The following is an 18,023-nucleotide window of genomic DNA, read 5'->3' on the forward strand; positions in this document are numbered from 1 at the left end:
GGAGGACGCGACCCATGGGATGGGTATACTATCTTCGGCTCGTCGATACCAAGTTTCAGGCGAACTGCCTGAAGGCACGGTTCGAAGCCGCGGAAGGCTGGATGTACCGCCGCGTACCGAAGTACGTGGGCGTCTTCCAAACCCCCCGCGGCCGATATGGCGTCAAAGTGCTGTGGTGAGCCGGTGGCCGGACGTGCCCCTTCGCCGCCCGGCTACGTGTCAGCCGGTCGGTTGCGAGTTGTGCCGCCGCTGGGCGACCAAATCGATGAGCATGGTCAGAAACTCGCGGTCTTGCTCCGGCAGCGTGCTGATTTTGTGTGCCGCTTGCAGGTAGGGGGTGGCCGCTTCATTCAGAATGAAATTCTGCAGATAGACCGGCAATTCGTCCGGGGAGGACCGCATCTTCGGCGGTTTCAACGCCACCGATTCATCGCACAACGCGGTCAGGGGCACGCCAAGGGCTGCTGCCATCCGCAGGGCGTAATCGAGTGACGGATAGCGTTTCCCGCGCTCAATGGAAGAGATGTGGGGGGTCGAGATGCCTGACCGCAGGGACAGTTCCTGCTGTGACCAACGCCTGGCCAGGCGAAGTCTCCTGATCCTGTCGCCAAATCGTTCATCCATCATTCTATGCCTCCCTGGTAAGATAGAAAGAATATTTGTGTCTATAATGTAGTATTTTCCTTTTCCGTTGTAAATATCATCTGTTGAATTCTATTTAAATTTTGAATAGTGGAGGGCAGTTCATGCAAGAGATCCACGTCTCGCCAAACAATGTGCAGGAGGTGGCACGACACGCTCGCACGGCGCTGAGCCAAGCGCGTTTTTCTGTGGCGGTCACCGGTGCGGGCATCAGCCGTGCCAGCGGCCTGCCCCTTTTGCGCGAGCGGGTGGAGGGGGTACCGCTGAACGAATTTTTCCGAGCCGAATTGTGGCGCACCCGGCCCGAGGTGTATTACCGCTTATACAGGCGGCTGTTGTCGGAATGGCGCCACGCGCGCCCAAACGGGGCACATTATGCGCTGGCCCGGCGAGGTGTATGGGTGATCACACAAAACATCGACGGGCTGCATCGGGACGCGGGGACCCAGCACCTGATTGAATTGCACGGCAACCTGCGGGAACTGCGTTGCACGTCCTGTGGACACGTGTATGGCGCCGATCTGGTTTGGCGCTTTTCGGTTCCCCGTTGTCCAGGTTGTCACCACATCTTGCACCCCGGTGTCAGTTTGGAAGGGGAGGAGATCCGGCACTACAGCCTGGCGGTCGATTGGGTGGGGCGGTGCGAGGTGTTGTACGTGGTCGGAACCTCGCTTCAAATGGATCCGGTGCGGCGCCTGCCGGACTTGGCTCGCCGTCGAGGGGCCCTTGTAGTGTGGGTGAATGACGAGGCGGAACGCTTGCTGCCCCGGCTCCTCACCGGGGCAGCTTTGTCTGATGCCTGAATCCGGGGCATGTGCACGGGATGTCCCGAATCGGTGTCACCAGCGAGATTCCGGTCCGGATGTGACGAATCCGATGGCGATGAAGGCGGCCGCCATTCCCATGAAGATGGTCGCCAGCGTAGCGGCGTTGGCGGAGAAAAAGAGGGCCAGAACAGCGAAGATGGCGCACATGATGGCGATACCCGCATAATACTTGAACAAGGCACTCAGCCTCCCTGTCATGCATACCATTTCCTATCATACCATGACCTCGTGCGGCCGGCAATTCGCACCGCGGACAGGTGTTTCCTCTCTCGTTCTATTCGTTTACTAGGCGTTCCCTATTCCGTTCTCGAACAAGGTTGGTTATAATAAGGTCAGACTTTCCCATACCCTTTTTTGCCGAACGCCCCCTAATCTGGTTGGTTTACCGCAGGGGGCGTTCGTCTTGTCCCGGTTTTAGAATGCTTGGTTTCACTTCGTTTTATGTACTTCTGTACTTGGCCGGTGGGAACTGCCGGATGTGCAAGCGGGTAAAGTCCAAACTGGCGTCATACAGCGTTTCCAAGTATGATGACGGTGAGCAAACCCGCGGGAGGCGAACCGTTTGCTTCATTACGGATTGGTTCTCGAACAGAGCCGCAAGGCCAAATCCGTACGGCATCTGTACGAACAGTTACAGCACAAAGTGAACAGGAGAGAATGGATTCCGTCCATTCAAATAGACAGCCTGTTCGGGGAGAATGGCATCCGTGTGCCGCCCCAGGAGCGCTACCGGGTGCTCAATCTTCGGCTGTTGGACGAGCACCTGAGCCCTTACTTCAAGACGAATCTCAACTTGTTCCAGATGCACATGATGGACGATAAGGTGGAGGTCACCGTCTACAGAGCGCCGAAGGGTTGGTTGTTCGTATTCGAAGACGTGCCATCGGGACCGAAGCCATTCGGGCAGAACGGATACGACACGCGATGAACACGTGGAGGGCGCGGAGCTCAGCCCTGTACGGTGCGTGGCCGGCGGATTCGCGCTGCCCAGTCGATGTTTCGGAGGCATATCTCCAAGAGCATGATGAGGTAGGCGAACAGCAGGACATCCCCGACCCATGAGTTGGAGAGCGCAAAGCTGTCGTACAGTCCATGCGCGGCGGCGGGAACGATGTACGCCCACGCTCGGCTCTTTTCGTGCCAGATGGAACGAGCGAAGGCTGCACCCATGAGGATGCCGAACATGAGGTGTGCTGGCACGGCGGTTACGGCTCGCAGCAGCGCGGTCGACCAGCCTTCGCTGGTGACATAGAGGATGTTTTCCACCGCCGCAAAGCCAAGGGCGCACGCGCCGGCATACACGATGCAATCGATCGGTGCGTGTACCCAACCTTTTTGAATGGCAGCCCGTTCCACGATGGCCGCCTTGAGGAACTCTTCCACCATTCCCGCGACAAAAAAGGCGGTGACGAACAACAGCTGCCAGGACACCAGGGTGGGAGCCGATTCCGTCTGGAGCATCATGCGTTCAATGATTCCTGCCGGCAAGACGATGGCAGCGCCGCGCAGGAAGATTCCGTACACCGCACGGCGAGGTTCTGGATGGAGCCTGTCCCGAGTGTACAGCCAGCATAACAACAGAAACGCGGGCAAGAGGGCGATGACCACAATCGCGAGCAACCGAATCCCTTCTTTCCAGCGGACGTCGTTGGGAGGTCGTGATGTTGGGCCAGCAGATGACCGGATATTTACGCGAACTGGATCACCATCCATCGGACCCGGTGTGGTACCGGCTCGTCATGGGGGAAACCGTGCACGATATGAACGACTTGTTGGGCCGGCGGATCGCCATCACCTTTACGGGTGATCGGGCCTGCATTCATTGTGGCAGGCGCGTGAAAAAGTTATACAACAACGGCTACTGCTATCCTTGCTTCACGACGCTGGCCGAGTGCGACCTGTGCATCGTCAAACCACACGAGTGCCATTTCCATAAAGGGACATGCAGGGACGAGTCGTTCGCGTCCGAACACTGCATGATCCCGCATTACGTCTATCTGGCCTACTCGAGTGGCGTGAAAGTGGGACTAACCCGCAAAGGCCGGGAGTTCAAGCGGTGGATTGACCAGGGAGCGAGCGCGGCGGTCCTGTTGGCCGAAGTACCTACGCGCAGATTGGCGGGTGAATTGGAGATGGAGATCGCCCGGAATCTTCCAGACAAGACAGATTGGCGGAAGATGTTGCGGATCCGGGATGACGCCGATGTGGATCTGCTCCAAATCCGGGAGGAGGTCATCGCGCGGCTCCCGGATGCTTGGCATCCGTATTTGCTTCCTGAGGGCGTCTCCGTTCGGCGCTTTCGCTATCCCCGCCTCAATGACGAAGAACCCAATCTCATCCAGGTGTCGCTGGACAAGCAGACGGAACTGGAGGGCACCTTGGTCGGGATCAAGGGCCAATACCTGATGTTCGATTGTGGCGTGTTCAACGTCAAGCGCCACGCGGGATACGCCGTTCAAATCTCTGACCTGTGATCCTCCATTCTCCGCGACAGTTCCGCGTGCACCTTGTGGAGCAATGCTGCGGTGTCCGGAGCGGTCACCAGTTCGCCGTCGAGGAGCACGTAGGGAAAGCGCGCACACAGGTCACAGTGACTCATGCATGCGTTCTCCAACACGGTGAGTCCTGGGAACTCCTGTTCCAGCGCAAACAGCTCAGGACAGTCCGCCGGGTTCGCGTCGCAGACCTCTATCAAAACCCAGTCCCACGCCATGTCCATCGCCCCCGTCTTAGTGTAACACGGCCTCCGTCATCCCGCGTCTGACCCTTCTCCGTGTCCAGAGTACAATTCCTGGCATCTGGACACACTAACCCGTGCAAAGGGGGAGAGTGGATGTCTTGGATTTACGAAGCGCGTTTGTACGATTCGAAATCTGTGGCATCGTACGTCGCCATGTGTGTGCGGGATGATCACCTGCTTCGGGGCAAGAGCGGCGTGAAAGTGCAGGTGTTCCGGACGCGGAAAGGAAACTACGGCATCCGATACCGCGATCATGCGTTGTAAAACGGTATGCCCGGTCTGCAACGGCTTCAGACGTCCGGTTCTGGCCTGTTCCTACTGCGGGCACCCGTGCACCGCTGCGCCGCGCCTGGGTGAACTCTACGGCCCGTACAGCGCGTATTCGGACATCGAGGAGGACGGTGACCTGCCGGACGTATGCACACACTTGTGCATCTGTCCCATCTGCCGGCGCACGTCTTACATTCCGGTCCACCTTCAGGTAAGATAGAGAGGATGAACGACCGAAGGGGTTGGAGACCATGGCATCCTCGATGGGCCTCAAGTGGTGCAAGAAGAACCTGGAGCACTTCAGTCAACCCGTCTATGACATGCTGCGCGAAGAGTATCCGGATCTGCCGATGGAGGTCGCGGACTGCGTCGATGTGTGCGGTCTTTGCACAGACGTGCCGTTTGCGTTGCGGAACAACGCGATTGTATGCGCACGGGATGCGCGTGGCCTGTACGTGAAGTTGAAACAGGGGATGTCGTTCATGACCGAGCCCGCCCTGCCCGGCACGTACGCTGCCGTCGTTGCGCAGGCGGCCACGGAGCAGGTGGACGGCCACCACGAGCAAGCGAGCGAGCCGAACGACGAGAAATAAGGCAACCTCGCGCTTTGGACACGGGATGAAGCAGGCCGTTCAGCGGTTGTACCGCTGGACGGCCTGATTGCGTGGATGGGCGGGTCACGGCCAGGGTAGGCGGATGTGGAATGTCGGCCGTGCATCTCACGCCTGCCATGACCGTGGAATACGATCGTAGGGCAACTGGATTCGAGTTCGCCCGAGGTGAACGACATGGCGCGACAGGTGAAACGCACTGCCCGTAGACGTTCCCGGGCCGCCTGCGCCGGGTTGCCTGACTTTGTGGCGCTGGTGGAACGGTACAAGAAGGCGGTCGTCGGCATCGAGGTCGTTCACGAACGGACCGCCAACCGCCCGTTTTCCTTCGGCATGCCTTGGGAGCGACCCGAGTCCACGTACCGGACCGTCAATATCGGGACCGGTTTCATTTTTGATCCGAGGGGATATATCCTGACCAACGAGCACGTCGTTCATGGCGCGTCGCGCGTACTGCTTCGCCAGTACGGGAAAAAAAAGGCCGTGCCGGCGACCATTGTCGGCACAGATTACCGGCACGACATCGCGATTTTGAAAGCCCCCATCACGGTTCCGGACACGGTGCTCAAGGTCGGCCGGTCGAAAGACACGAAAGTCGGTGAGTGGGTGGTCGCCATTGGATCTCCCCTCGGGCTGGACCATACGGTGACGGTCGGGATCATCAGCGCCACCGGACGGCCCCTTCAGATAGGGGATCGGGAATATCCCAACCTGTTGCAGACCGACGCCGCCATCAACCGTGGCAACAGCGGTGGCCCGCTCATCAATCTGCGCGGGGAAGTGATCGGCATGAATACCGCGGTGAGCCAGAGCTCTCAAGGGATTGGATTCGCCATTGCGGCAGATGTATTGCGCGAGACGATTAAGCGGATTCTCGGTTGATTCCGGGGTAACCTGGCGGTCACCGGTGAGGGACAATTTCTAAGGGTGCGCAATATGCCATACAATTCGGTAGATCGGCGTGAGGGGAGGAACGAAATGGTATTCAAGCGCGCCCTGATGTATGTCTGTTCGGTCGTGATGGCGGGTACCGGTCCCGCGTGGCCACCCTCCTCGACCCCGGGCAACCGTGCGGTCACCCCGCCCTCGGGGACTCCCTCCGGGCCTGGGGAGGACGCAGCTGCCAAAGTGCGATGGGTGTGGTTGCCGCGCACGGTGCCATCCGTGCGAAGGACGCCCCAGACCGCACCGGACCTAGCCCTGGACTACCGCCTCAGCCGCATGCACTACGCGGTCACCGCCACCGAAATGGTGCCCCTGTGGCAGGACCGACGCCTGTTTCGCGCCCAGATCCTGCAAGCCAATGTGGCGAAAACTCCGGCCACAGGTCAACCGCCTCGCAAGGCTTCTCCCAGTTCCCGTCCAGCTCCCCACCGCAAGGCCACCCCGGCGTCCTCTGCGCGACATTCCTTGTCCTCCCGTTCCGTGACCGGTGTCATACAGATGGATGCTGGCGTGCGCATTGCAGCGATCGCGCTGAGTTTCATCGGCGCTCGGTACGTGTGGGGAGGCGAGAGCCCGGAGGGCTTTGATTGCTCCGGGTTTGTACAGTATGTGTACCGCAAGGCGGGGGTGGTGATTCCGCGCACGTCGTACGAACAGTTTCAGGTTGGGCAATCTGTGGGATGGGGTGACCTGAGGCCAGGGGATCTGATGTTCTTTAATACGGGCGGCGGGGGTGCTTCCCACGTGGCCGTGTACGTGGGAAACGGGCTGATGGCTCAGGCGTTGAACGCGCGGACCGGCGTGATCGTCACGCACATCGACGCGCCGTATTTTCGGTCGCGGTTTGTGGGTGCACGGCGTCCAGTCTATTGATCTCGGCGCGTCACGTTGACCTCGGGAGGATTGCGTGTCAGGATACTGGTGACACTGACCCCAACGAGGTGACCGGGATGCCTTTTGAACACGATGGCATCGTCCAGTATTCGGTAGACGAGCTGAAGGAGATCCTGCGCACAGGTTCCGCTCAGGTCATCGATGTGCGCACCGAGGAAGAATATCGCAGCGGGCATATTCCGAATGTGCCATTGAAGCCGATGCAGCAGTTGGCCGAATGGATGGACGAATTGGACCCTGAGCAACCGTACGTGTTTGTGTGCCGGAGCGGAAATCGATCGCAGAAAGTTGCAGAATTTCTGTTCCTCAACGGTTTCAACCGCGTCGCCAACTTCCACGGCGGAATGCTGGCGTGGGACGGCGACTTGGCGTACGACGAGTGAGGCGGATGCCACGGCGGGGATGCGCGCACGCGCGTCCCCGCGTTCACTGGGGTGAAGAGACCAGGCGCCTCAGAAAGTGCAGGTGTTTCGGGTTTTCCTCGTACAAGTGTGCCAATAGCGCCGGAATGGACGAAGTGTCCGTCCAACCGCGCCGCTGGATGTCTGACGTGATGTCGGCCAGGCGAATGCCTGTGTCGCGAAACACGACCCCGCGTTCCAACTCCTCCCACGGAAACTTGTTGAGCGCCGCCCGGTACCGGTTGTGACTGGAATTCGGACAATACAGGCGAAAGTGTCCGTTCTCCAGCAGAACCACTACGCCATCGGGCGTGAAGATGTAATCCCCCGCCTCCTCGACGGACAGGAGGTACACCCGTTTGAGGTGAATTTCCACGCGCCCACCCCTTCCCGTTTGCCATTGACTGTACACGCCGTCGGCCGAAAACGCAATGGCCTCGCCCGGGCGTCCGGCCGCGAGGGTTCATATCATGGGCAAGAGGCATGCAAATCGGCCGAAATGGGGGATTTGCGTGGACTATCAGGACGTATTGGCGGAGGTTGGTGCCGCCGTCGCCCATCCGGGCGGCTGGCGAAGCACCGAACGCTGGATGCAGGCGATCCCGTGGGAACCGGGGTTTCGGGTGCTGGACGTCGGCTGCGGGACGGGGCGGACGCTGGTGACGTTGGCGCAGCGATATGGTGTGGAGGTCTGCGGGATCGACGTGAGGAAAAAGATGATCCGGCACGCACGCCAAAGGGCCCGCCTGGCCGGGGTGCGCGGAGACTGGCGCGTCGCGAGCGCCGAGCGGCTGCCGTTTCGCGACGCGTCCTTCGACGTCGTGGTGACGGAGTCGGTGAACGTGTTCGTCGACGCCAAGCGGGCGCTGGCGGAATATTTCCGGGTGCTCAAGCCGGGCGGGTATTACGTGGACGTCGAGATGTTCGTGCGCGTTCCGGTGGACGAATCTTGGCGAGTCACCGCAGCCCGGGTGTACGGAGTTCGTTGGGTACCCGACCAATCCGGCTGGCGGTCGCTATACCGGGAGGCGGGGTTCACGGCCATTGAGGTCCTCGAGGCCAGACCCGTGCGACCGGAGGAAATGATGGAAGCCGACGAAGGGGAACAGACCGAGTTACCAGATGCGGCGGCGGCGTACCGCAATCCGCAGGTGATGGCCGTGCTGCAAGCAAATACCCAATGGATGGAATTATACCACCGGAGCCTTGGCTATTCGGTGTTCCTGTGCCGTAAACCGGCATAGAAGCGCGGGCGGACGGGCATGGTAGGACTGACATTCCTGCGAGGAGGCGGTTGCATGGGGAATGAACAATCCGCCCGTTTCGGCGCCATACGGGAACTCGCTCAGCAAGCCCAGGAGGCGGTGGACAGCATCGCCCAGATGGCTCGCGACGAGTTGGTGTCCGTCGATCACGATTCTCCGCGACAGGCTGAGCATCTGCAGCGCATCCAGCAGGCTGCTGGGACGGCGGTGCAGGCGTTGACCCAATTGGCGGACACGGCGCGCCATGCGCGTTCGTATCAAGCCCAGGCGCATCAGCGGCACTCCGGCGACAAGCCACGGTGACGGCAAGGCCCCGCGCTGCGGGGCCTTTTCGCGTCACAAGAGGCGTACGGGTTTGAATCCGACGTAGTCGGCACTGACCAACCGGTACGTGACGCCGCCGTGTTCACCTTCCACGGCGAACCGGTGCGCAGGGCCGTGCAGATGTCCGTATACACACAGTTTCACCCCGTAGGCGCTGAGCAGATCGGTAAACAGGGTCTCTTCCCCCGGATGGCTGCAGGGCGGGTAGTGCATCATCGCGACCATCGGCAGCTGGAGTTTGCGCGCGGCCTCGAGGGACAGTTTCAGGCGGTTCGCTTCGCGGAGGTAGATGACCTCGTCTTCTTCGGTGAATTTGGGGTGGGAAGGCAGCACCCAGCCGCGCGTCCCGCACAGCGCCCAGCCTCCCGCGGCCAGCGCGTCGTTCTGAATGGCGTAATGGTTCGGAGCCAGGGCGCGGCGCACTTTTCCGATGCCGCTCCACCAGTAGTCGTGATTTCCTCGAATCATCACCTTGATTCCCGGGAGGTTGCCGATCCATCTCAGATCGGGTAACGCCTCGTCCAGCGTCATGGCCCACGAGATATCGCCAGGGATCAAGACGACATCGTGATCGTCCACAGAGGCGCACCACGCTTCACGGATTCGCTCCGCGTGCCGGTCCCACTCGGGCCCGAAGACGTCCATCGGTTTGTCCACCGCCTGCGCCAGATGCAGGTCGGCGAGCGCGAACAAGCCCATGCCCATGCCCCTTTCTGCACACCGATGATAGCACGGCCAAAGGATGGACACCAATCCGGAGCCCCGCGCGGGGCTGGTTTTCCTGATGGAGAGACTCCCAGCCAAGAGGAGTGGCGCCTCCGCTCGTTCGCCGGCATGATGAAGGCGATGGGGGTGACGCGGGTGTGGACCGACGAACAGTGGGCGATCATCGATCGATCTCCTGCGCCGACAGTGATCTTCGCTGCGCCGGGGAGTGGGAAGACGAGCGTACTTGTGGAACATGTGGCGATGCAACTGGTTCATCGCAGAATTGCACCGGCAGAACTGATGGCGGTCACCTTCACCCGGCAGGCGGCCCTGGAGATGCGCCGAAGGCTGGGTCGGGACAGGCGTGTGTCGGGTTCTCAGGTGGAATCCTTGCGGATCGGCACCTTTCACGCGCTGCTGTTCCGTTGGCTGGCGAAAGCGGGTGTTCCGGTGTCGATCCCGCTGCAGGGCGACGAGCAAAGGGCGCTCGCGCGCAAGGCGCTGGCCCGTGAAGGACTTCACGGGCCGCGGTATGTACGGGCCTTTCTCAGCTGGATGAACCGGATGAAATCCGTTTGGCCTCCGGTGCACCCGCGGCCGGCATGGAGAGGGCCTCGCGAGATGAGGGCATTCGCCAGGGCCGGGCGGACGTACGAAGGTGCGAAGACGCGTATGGGGCGGTGGGATTTCGACGACATCCCGATCACGTTCGCACGGGTGCTGGAAGAACATCCCTCGCTGTTGACTCGGACGGAGCGCCTTGCCTATTTGGTCGTTGACGAATTTCAAGACACCAACCCTGTGGAGTGGCACGTGGTACGGGCATTGGCGCGGACCTACCAGTGCCCGGTGTTCGTGGTCGGAGACGACGATCAGTCCATCTACGGGTTTCGGGGCGCCTCCCCGAGATGGTTGCTCGAATTTGGCGGCGTCATGGGGGCAGATCCCCACTGGTTATCGACGAACTTCCGCTCGGACGCCGAGATCGTCGCCCGCGCCGAACGGCTGATTGGACATAATCGCATGCGGATGCCAAAGCGCGTCCGGCCGGCCAGTTCAGATCCGGGATCCGTATGCGCGTTCACCGCAGCGGATGAGGATGAAGAGGCGCGGGAGGTGGCGGCTTGGCTCGAGGACCTGCGCCGTCGGCATCCATCCTGGTGTTTCGCGGTGATGGCACGCACTCGACTTCAATTGATGCGCGCCTGGCGGGTGTGTAGGGAGAAGGTGGAGAGGGTGGAGTGGCGGACCTTTCACGACGGGAAAGGGCGGGAATGGGACGCTGTGGCCATCGTGGGCGCCGTCGAACCCAATCCGTATCTGGCCAATCAGCCGGAAACGACTGCGCAGTGGGAGGAGGAGCGGCGGCTGTTTTACGTGGCGCTGACCCGGGCGCGGCACGTGTGCGCGATCTGGACGCCCGTCCGCGTCGCACGGCAAGCGGTCAGGCCGGTTCGGTTTGTGCACGAGATGGGGTGTGAACCCGACGTCGGGTATCCATGCGCCCGGCGAGGTTGGATCAAAGATGGTCGACACATGCATTGAATGCCGCCACTGCAGGCCCACCGGCACATGCGGAAGGCCGACCGGCACATGCGGAGTGGGATGGGAAGTCATGGGGAACCGGGACTGCGAAGTGAACGGCCGTTGATGGGATGTGACCGGCTGCTGATGGGCAGTCAACGACCGCTGATGGGATGTTGCCGGGCGCTCGCGGGGATGACCGGCCGCTGACGTCGACGGTTCATCAAGCGCTGACATCGACGGTTCATCAAGCTCAGTGGTCGTGGGTTCGCCTTTTGACGGTTTGCAACGTTTTTCTCTCATGCTCAAATGTGTCCTATTGCACAGCCGTCGGCGGCGTGGTATATTACTCGACGTCGCTGCTGCGACGGCTGTGGCGTCGGCACCGTTGCTGGCGGCATGGCTGCGACGGCCACGGCGCCGGTCAGGCGATCGGGTGCCGGGCAGCGAAGCCATCCGGAGGAGGTCATCCCAGAGGAAGCCTTCCAGAGAAGGCTGCCCAAGCGGAGGTCCTCCAAAAACCCCCACTTCCCATCGAGGATGCGGTGTGGTAAGATGGATGGCGCCGCCCAGAGCGGCGAAGTGAGAAAGCGACTGGTTCCTTGAAAACTGAACACGCCATGAGAGCGAACGTACGAAGTGATTCGCGAGAATCACAGGATAGGTTTGAGAGTTTGATCCTGGCTCAGGACGAACGCTGGCGGCGTGCCTAATACATGCAAGTCGAGCGGGTTTCAAGGGGCTTGCCTCTTGGAGCCAGCGGCGGACGGGTGAGTAACACGTGGGCAATCTGCCTGTCAGACCGGAATAACGCCTGGAAACGGGTGCTAATGCCGGATAGAGCAATGGGCAGGCATCTGCCTGTTGGGAAAGGCGCAACTGCGCTGCTGACAGAGGAGCCCGCGGCGCATTAGCTAGTTGGCGGGGTAACGGCCCACCAAGGCGACGATGCGTAGCCGACCTGAGAGGGTGACCGGCCACACTGGGACTGAGACACGGCCCAGACTCCTACGGGAGGCAGCAGTAGGGAATCTTCCGCAATGGGCGCAAGCCTGACGGAGCAACGCCGCGTGAGCGAAGAAGGCCTTCGGGTTGTAAAGCTCAGTCACCCGGGAAGAGCGACCTGCGGAGTGGAAAGCCGCAGGGGAGACGGTACCGGGAGAGGAAGCCCCGGCAAACTACGTGCCAGCAGCCGCGGTAATACGTAGGGGGCGAGCGTTGTCCGGAATCACTGGGCGTAAAGCGTGCGTAGGCGGTCAAGCAAGTCCGAGGTGAAAGACCGAGGCTCAACCTCGGGGTGGCCTTGGAAACTGTTTGACTTGAGTGCTGGAGAGGCAAGGGGAATTCCACGTGTAGCGGTGAAATGCGTAGATATGTGGAGGAATACCAGTGGCGAAGGCGCCTTGCTGGACAGTGACTGACGCTGAGGCACGAAAGCGTGGGGAGCAAACAGGATTAGATACCCTGGTAGTCCACGCCGTAAACGATGAGTGCTAGGTGTTGGGGGGGTTACCCTTCAGTGCCGAAGGAAACCCAATAAGCACTCCGCCTGGGGAGTACGGTCGCAAGACTGAAACTCAAAGGAATTGACGGGGGCCCGCACAAGCAGTGGAGCATGTGGTTTAATTCGAAGCAACGCGAAGAACCTTACCAGGGCTTGACATCCCCCTGACAGCGCTAGAGATAGCGCCTCCCTTCGGGGCAGGGGAGACAGGTGGTGCATGGTTGTCGTCAGCTCGTGTCGTGAGATGTTGGGTTAAGTCCCGCAACGAGCGCAACCCTTGACCTGTGTTACCAGCGCGTAAAGGCGGGGACTCACAGGTGACTGCCGGCGTAAGTCGGAGGAAGGTGGGGATGACGTCAAATCATCATGCCCTTTATGTCCTGGGCTACACACGTGCTACAATGGGCGGTACAACGGGAGGCGAGGCCGCGAGGCGGAGCAAAACCCTGAAAGCCGCCCCCAGTTCGGATTGCAGGCTGCAACTCGCCTGCATGAAGCCGGAATTGCTAGTAATCGCGGATCAGCATGCCGCGGTGAATACGTTCCCGGGCCTTGTACACACCGCCCGTCACACCACGAGAGTCGGCAACACCCGAAGTCGGTGAGGTAACCCTCGCAAGAGGGAGCCAGCCGCCGAAGGTGGGGCTGATGATTGGGGTGAAGTCGTAACAAGGTAGCCGTATCGGAAGGTGCGGCTGGATCACCTCCTTTCTACGGAGCAAGGAACTCTCAGGCGTGTTCGGTTTTGAGGGGGCGAGACCCGTGGGGGAGACCATGGGGGTAGCTTTCTCGATGTACCTTGGAAACTGGATACCGAGAGACGCTTCTGACGTGGAAACGTCAGGGGTGACCTGCGACAGGTGAAGATAGGAAGGGCGCACGGTGGATGCCTAGGCGCCAGGAGCCGATGAAGGACGGGGCGAACGCCGATATGCCACGGGGAGCTGTAAGCGAGCATTGATCCGTGGATGTCCGAATGGGGGAACCCACCGGCCGTCATGGGCCGGTACCTTGCACTGAATGCATAGGTGCAAGGGGGCAACCGGGGGAACTGAAACATCTCAGTACCCCGAGGAGAAGAAAACAAGAGTGATTCCGCAAGTAGTGGCGAGCGAACGCGGAGGAGCCCAAACCAGCGCGGTGTGAGAGGTTGCAGCCGTTGCCGCGTTGGGGTAGCGGGGCATACAGGCAAGCCGCTGCAACGGCTTGACGGAGTGAGAAACTGCATAGGTAGCCGAACGGCATGGGAAGGCCGGTCGTAGAGGGTGAGAACCCCGTAGGCGAAACCGATGCAGCTCCGGAGTATGACCCCAAGTACCGCGGGACACGAGGAACCCCGTGGGAATCCGGGAGGACCACCTTCCAAGGCTAAATACTCCCTGGCGACCGATAGTGGAGAGTACCGTGAGGGAAAGGTGAAAAGTACCGCGGGAGCGGAGTGAAAGAGAACCTGAAACCGTGTGCCTACAATCAGTCGGAGCACGCGTTGGCGTGTGACGGCGTGCCTTTTGTAGAATGAACCGGCGAGTGATGTTAGCGGGCGAGGTTAAGGCGAAAAGCCGGAGCCGAAGCGAAAGCGAGTCTGAAAAGGGCGGATAGTCCGCTGACATGGACCCGAAACCGGGTGATCTACCCCTGGCCAGGGTGAAGTGCGGGTAACACCGCATGGAGGCCCGAACCCACCGGCGTTGAAAAGCCGGGGGATGAGCTGGGGGTAGGGGAGAAATTCCAATCGAACTCGGAGATAGCTGGTTCTCCCCGAAATAGCTTTAGGGCTAGCGTCAAGTGGACAGAGGCGGAGGTAGAGCACTGATTGGGTGCGGGGCCCGGCCAGGGTTACCAAGCTCAGTCAAACTCCGAATGCCGCTTCGTGGGTGCTTGGCAGTCAGACTACGAGTGCTAAGATCCGTGGTCGAGAGGGGAACAGCCCAGACCAACAGCTAAGGTCCCGAAGTGCCAGTTGAGTGGGGAACGATGTGGCGGTGCACAGACAACCAGGATGTTGGCTTAGAAGCAGCCATCATTTAAAGAGTGCGTAATAGCTCACTGGTCGAGTGTCGCTGCGCGGAAAATGTAACGGGGCTAAACTGGCCACCGAAGCTTTGGATACGGAGACGTATGGTAGGGGAGCGTTCCGCTTGCGGGGAAGGTGAGCTGTGAGGCGAGCTGGAGCGAGCGGAAGAGAGAATGCCGGTATAAGTAGCGAAAAGACAGGTGAGAATCCTGTCCGCCGAAAGCCCAAGGGTTCCTGGGGAAGGATCGTCCGCCCAGGGTAAGTCGGGACCTAAGGCGAGGCCGAAAGGCGTAGTCGAAGGAGAACTGGTGGAAATTCCAGTACCACCTTGGCACGCTTGAGCGAAGGGGTGACGCAGGAGGCTCAGGGGAGCGGCCGGATGGAAGAGGCCGTCCAAGCAGCGAGCGGGGTGTGCAGGCAAATCCGCACACTGGTAACCGTGAGCTGTGATGGGGAGGGAAGGAAAGTACCGAAGCCCTGGGAGTCACACTGCCGAGAAAAGCCTCTAGCGAGTGACAAGGTGCCCGTACCGGAAACCGACACAGGTGGGCGCGTGGAGAACACGGAGGCGCGCGGGAGAACTCTCGTTAAGGAACTCGGCAAAATGGCCCCGTAACTTCGGGAGAAGGGGCGCTCTGTGAGAGCAGAGCCGCAGTGAAAAGGCCCAAGCGACTGTTTAGCAAAAACACAGGTCTCTGCGAAGCCGAAAGGCGACGTATAGGGGCTGACGCCTGCCCGGTGCTGGAAGGTTAAGAGGAGGGCTTAGGGAGAGATCCCGAAGGTCCGAATTGAAGCCCCAGTAAACGGCGGCCGTAACTATAACGGTCCTAAGGTAGCGAAATTCCTTGTCGGGTAAGTTCCGACCCGCACGAATGGCGTAACGACTTGGGCGCTGTCTCAACGAGAGACCCGGTGAAATTGTAATACCTGTGAAGATGCAGGTTACCCGCGGCTAGACGGAAAGACCCCGTGGAGCTTTACTGCAGCTTGATATTGGAGATGGGTATGTCATGTACAGGATAGGTGGGAGGCACAGAAGTGTGGGCGCCAGCCTGCATGGAGCCGGCGTTGGGATACCACCCTTGAGATACCTGTTTTCTAACCTGATACCGTGGAGCCGGTATGGGGACAGTGTCAGGCGGGCAGTTTGACTGGGGCGGTCGCCTCCTAAAGGGTAACGGAGGCGCCCAAAGGTTCCCTCAGCGCGGATGGAAATCGCGCGGAGAGTGTAAAGGCAGAAGGGAGCTTGACTGCGAGACGGACAGGTCGAGCAGGGACGAAAGTCGGGCTTAGTGACCCGGTGGTTCTGAGTGGAAGGGCCATCGCTCAACGGATAAAAGCTACCCCGGGGATAACAGGCTGATCTCCCCCAAGAGTCCACATCGACGGGGAGGTTTGGCACCTCGATGTCGGCTCATCGCATCCTGGGGCTGAAGTCGGTCCCAAGGGTTGGGCTGTTCGCCCATTAAAGCGGTACGCGAGCTGGGTTCAGAACGTCGTGAGACAGTTCGGTCCCTATCTGCCGCGGGCGCAGGATACGTGAGAGGGGTCGTCCTTAGTACGAGAGGACCGGGACGAACCGACCGCTGGTGTCCCAGTTGTTCCGCCAGGAGCACCGCTGGGTAGCCAAGTCGGGGAAGGATAAGCGCTGAAAGCATCTAAGCGCGAAGCCAGCCTCAAGATAACGTATCCCATCCCGAAAGGGAGTAAGACCCCTTGAAGAAGACGAGGTAGATCGGTCCGGTGTGGAAGCGTGGTGACACGTGGAGCAGACGGATACGAATCGGTCGAGGGCTTCACCAGAAGCAGGGAAACTCGGTATCTGGTTTCGAGGGTGCAAGGACACCCTGAAGTCTGGTGGTCATAGCGGAGGGGAAACACGCGTACCCATCCCGAACACGACCGTTAAGCCCTCCAGCGCCGATGATACTCGGGGCGGGAGCCCCTGGGAAAGTAGGACGCCGCCAGGCGAGAGAGAAGGCCCGGCCAGCACGGCAAGGTGCAGGCCGGGCCTTTTGCTGTGTGGTGTGCGGCAGGCGTAGGCTTGTCATGGGCTTGTCGGGATTGCCATGCGCCGCGGTGAGGTCGCGAATGACGCCGGTTGTGCCGCGGCGGATGGCGGCTGGTCTGTGTTAACGTGAGGGCTCAGACGGGCGCCATGTCAGTCGGGACGGCTGAGCGGGGGAGAATGGGTGGGAATGGGGGATGAATGGGGTGTCAATGGGGGGCAAATGGGTGGTGAATGGGTGGTGAATGAGTTGACCGTGGTGCCGAGACCGCCCATTCGGTGAGCTGTAACAAACGAATTGCACTTATGGCACCCGAGGCTGGAATGAATACAAACGGTTTCGCCTTTATTCGCGGGCCTTGGGGCCGTGATAGTGACTGTTTTTCATGTAAGCGGGCGGACGGGGAGCCGGGGCGGAGCGGATAACGCAACGAAACCACCTTATGGTGTCGGCGGGGGTCCGAGTTAAATTCGAAACGTCCACTATCGTGCCGGGTCCCCAGAGGATTAAGGTGGAAATCGTTTTTACCCACCAGCGGCACCAGCGCGGTCGGGGTGTCACGCCGTAAGAGACACCGGAGACACCCGGATACCGACCGGCGCAGTCGGGGTGCCACGCCTTTGGAGCCCACCATCCGCTGAGCGGTAACAAACAAATCGCACTTATGGCACCGGAGGGTGGAATGGATACCAACGGTTTTGTATTTATCCGCAGGCCTCTTGGCAGTGATAGTGACTGTTTTGCATGTAACCGGACGGACGGGGAGCCGGGCCGGAGCGGATAATGTAACGAAACCACATTATGATGTTGGCCGGGGTCCGAGTTAAGTCCGAAACGTCCACTATCGTGCTGGGTCCCCAGAGGGTTAAGGTGGAAAACGTTTTTACCGACCGGCAAGCTACGGGCACCGTCTACGGTGGACCCGCCCGCGTATCCGCCTGTCCGACCGTCCGCCCTTGCACCCGACCGTCCGGCTAGCCGGCCGCCCGTCCAGCCGAGCAACCGTAAGGCAGCACAGGTGTCCGAGCCAGACGCTGGACGAACGCGATAGCGGGACGGTGCGGCAGATGAATTCGTGAGAGCGATAGGTGGACCGGTAAGCGTCTTCGCAGCCTGCGGTCCGGCGAGCGGTCGGGCATGAGCTCCGGCCTGCGGTCCATTGATTTGGCGTGCGGCTTTGTGTATCCTTAAGACAGGCTGTCGAATTGTGGCTGAAGACCGGCCTTGTTCGACGCCAGGATCCGACGCATCGAGCGGGTGTGGCGGAATTGGCAGACGCACCAGATTTAGGTTCTGGCGGGCAACCGTGGGGGTTCGAGTCCCTTCACCCGCACCAGCGGACGAT

At 60.5% G+C, this 18,023-nt stretch carries 18 protein-coding genes, 1 tRNA gene and 3 rRNA genes; 16 read left to right on the forward strand and 6 right to left on the reverse strand.

Going from position 1 to position 18,023, the window contains the following annotated elements; all coding sequences use genetic code 11:
• Positions 1 to 14 precede the first annotated feature (14 nt).
• Positions 15 to 179: a hypothetical protein gene (locus N687_RS24320; protein WP_197029187.1), complete on the forward strand. Its 165-nt coding sequence runs from the start codon at positions 15 to 17 to the stop codon at positions 177 to 179.
• Between the two features lie 40 nt (positions 180 to 219).
• Here N687_RS24320 and N687_RS0101940 read toward each other — a convergent pair whose 3' ends face one another.
• Complete coding sequence (locus tag N687_RS0101940; protein WP_029420258.1) at positions 220 to 624, reverse strand: helix-turn-helix transcriptional regulator; 405 nt, start codon at positions 622 to 624, stop codon at positions 220 to 222.
• A 122-nt stretch (positions 625 to 746) separates the two neighbouring features.
• On the opposite strand from N687_RS0101940, the gene N687_RS20575 reads away from it, so the two are divergent.
• Positions 747 to 1,445: an SIR2 family NAD-dependent protein deacylase gene (locus N687_RS20575; protein WP_081841075.1), complete on the forward strand. Its 699-nt coding sequence runs from the start codon at positions 747 to 749 to the stop codon at positions 1,443 to 1,445.
• Between the two features lie 36 nt (positions 1,446 to 1,481).
• Here the strand turns inward: N687_RS20575 and N687_RS24325 are convergent, their stop codons facing one another.
• Positions 1,482 to 1,646: a hypothetical protein gene (locus tag N687_RS24325; RefSeq protein WP_197029188.1), complete on the reverse strand. Its 165-nt coding sequence runs from the start codon at positions 1,644 to 1,646 to the stop codon at positions 1,482 to 1,484.
• 385 nt (positions 1,647 to 2,031) lie between these two features.
• Here N687_RS24325 and N687_RS0101955 point away from each other — a divergent pair, with 385 nt between their 5' ends.
• On the forward strand, positions 2,032 to 2,397 hold the full coding sequence (locus tag N687_RS0101955) for a hypothetical protein (protein ID WP_029420260.1): 366 nt from the start codon (positions 2,032 to 2,034) through the stop codon (positions 2,395 to 2,397).
• Between the two features lie 20 nt (positions 2,398 to 2,417).
• On the opposite strand, the gene N687_RS0101960 is transcribed toward N687_RS0101955, so the two are convergent.
• Entirely contained in the window at positions 2,418 to 3,089 is a 672-nt protein-coding gene (locus N687_RS0101960; RefSeq protein WP_197029189.1) for a PrsW family intramembrane metalloprotease, read from the reverse strand.
• A 56-nt stretch (positions 3,090 to 3,145) separates the two neighbouring features.
• Between N687_RS0101960 and N687_RS0101965 the strand changes: the two genes are divergently transcribed.
• Positions 3,146 to 3,943, forward strand: a complete 798-nt coding sequence (locus tag N687_RS0101965; RefSeq protein ID WP_156040255.1) for a DUF2797 domain-containing protein — start codon at positions 3,146 to 3,148, stop codon at positions 3,941 to 3,943.
• Here the strand turns inward: N687_RS0101965 and N687_RS0101970 are convergent.
• Complete coding sequence (locus tag N687_RS0101970; protein ID WP_197029190.1) at positions 3,925 to 4,182, reverse strand: DUF1450 domain-containing protein; 258 nt, start codon at positions 4,180 to 4,182, stop codon at positions 3,925 to 3,927. The genes N687_RS0101965 and N687_RS0101970 overlap by 19 nt on opposite strands.
• Before the next feature lie 120 nt (positions 4,183 to 4,302).
• Here N687_RS0101970 and N687_RS24330 point away from each other — a divergent pair, with 120 nt between their 5' ends.
• From N687_RS24330 to N687_RS0101995, 5 genes are all read left to right on the forward strand, one after another.
• Positions 4,303 to 4,473 (forward strand): hypothetical protein, encoded by a 171-nt coding sequence (locus N687_RS24330; protein ID WP_197029191.1) that lies wholly within the window; start codon positions 4,303 to 4,305, stop codon positions 4,471 to 4,473.
• A 257-nt stretch (positions 4,474 to 4,730) separates the two neighbouring features.
• Entirely contained in the window at positions 4,731 to 5,072 is a 342-nt protein-coding gene (locus N687_RS0101980; protein WP_051663524.1) for a DUF1450 domain-containing protein, read from the forward strand.
• A 195-nt stretch (positions 5,073 to 5,267) separates the two neighbouring features.
• The gene (locus N687_RS0101985; RefSeq protein ID WP_231493372.1) at positions 5,268 to 5,972 is read left to right on the forward strand and encodes a S1C family serine protease; all 705 of its coding nucleotides are present in this window, start codon (positions 5,268 to 5,270) and stop codon (positions 5,970 to 5,972) included.
• 96 nt (positions 5,973 to 6,068) lie between these two features.
• A complete protein-coding gene (locus N687_RS21890; protein ID WP_051662870.1) occupies positions 6,069 to 6,908 on the forward strand; it encodes a C40 family peptidase in 840 nt (279 codons plus the stop codon).
• Positions 6,909 to 6,985: 77 nt separating this feature from the next.
• On the forward strand, positions 6,986 to 7,312 hold the full coding sequence (locus N687_RS0101995) for a rhodanese-like domain-containing protein (RefSeq protein WP_029420267.1): 327 nt from the start codon (positions 6,986 to 6,988) through the stop codon (positions 7,310 to 7,312).
• A 43-nt stretch (positions 7,313 to 7,355) separates the two neighbouring features.
• On the opposite strand, the gene N687_RS0102000 is transcribed toward N687_RS0101995, so the two are convergent.
• Entirely contained in the window at positions 7,356 to 7,706 is a 351-nt protein-coding gene (locus N687_RS0102000; protein ID WP_029420268.1) for a hypothetical protein, read from the reverse strand.
• Between the two features lie 136 nt (positions 7,707 to 7,842).
• Between N687_RS0102000 and N687_RS20580 the strand changes: the two genes are divergently transcribed.
• Positions 7,843 to 8,574: a class I SAM-dependent methyltransferase gene (locus N687_RS20580; protein ID WP_051662871.1), complete on the forward strand. Its 732-nt coding sequence runs from the start codon at positions 7,843 to 7,845 to the stop codon at positions 8,572 to 8,574.
• Positions 8,575 to 8,628: 54 nt separating this feature from the next.
• Positions 8,629 to 8,898, forward strand: a complete 270-nt coding sequence (locus tag N687_RS20585) for a hypothetical protein (protein ID WP_035462017.1) — start codon at positions 8,629 to 8,631, stop codon at positions 8,896 to 8,898.
• A 33-nt stretch (positions 8,899 to 8,931) separates the two neighbouring features.
• Here the strand turns inward: N687_RS20585 and N687_RS0102015 are convergent, their stop codons facing one another.
• Positions 8,932 to 9,618 carry a metallophosphoesterase gene (locus N687_RS0102015; RefSeq protein ID WP_029420270.1) on the reverse strand — a complete coding sequence of 229 codons (687 nt, stop codon included), beginning with the start codon at positions 9,616 to 9,618 and terminating at the stop codon, positions 8,932 to 8,934.
• 153 nt (positions 9,619 to 9,771) lie between these two features.
• Between N687_RS0102015 and N687_RS0102020 the strand changes: the two genes are divergently transcribed.
• From N687_RS0102020 to N687_RS0102040, 5 genes are all read left to right on the forward strand, one after another.
• Entirely contained in the window at positions 9,772 to 11,172 is a 1,401-nt protein-coding gene (locus N687_RS0102020) for a UvrD-helicase domain-containing protein (protein ID WP_197029192.1), read from the forward strand.
• Between the two features lie 641 nt (positions 11,173 to 11,813).
• A 16S ribosomal RNA gene (locus N687_RS0102025) occupies positions 11,814 to 13,366 on the forward strand.
• A 148-nt stretch (positions 13,367 to 13,514) separates the two neighbouring features.
• Positions 13,515 to 16,472: ribosomal RNA gene (locus tag N687_RS0102030) — 23S ribosomal RNA — on the forward strand.
• Between the two features lie 50 nt (positions 16,473 to 16,522).
• Positions 16,523 to 16,639, forward strand: a 5S ribosomal RNA gene (gene rrf, locus N687_RS0102035).
• Together the 16S, 23S and 5S rRNA genes form the textbook arrangement of a ribosomal RNA operon.
• A gap of 1,292 nt (positions 16,640 to 17,931) precedes the next feature.
• Positions 17,932 to 18,014: transfer RNA gene (locus tag N687_RS0102040), tRNA-Leu, on the forward strand.
• Positions 18,015 to 18,023: the final 9 nt, after the last annotated feature.

This window comes from Alicyclobacillus macrosporangiidus CPP55 (genome assembly GCF_000702485.1).
Classification (GTDB): domain Bacteria; phylum Bacillota; class Bacilli; order Alicyclobacillales; family Alicyclobacillaceae; genus Alicyclobacillus_H; species Alicyclobacillus_H macrosporangiidus_B.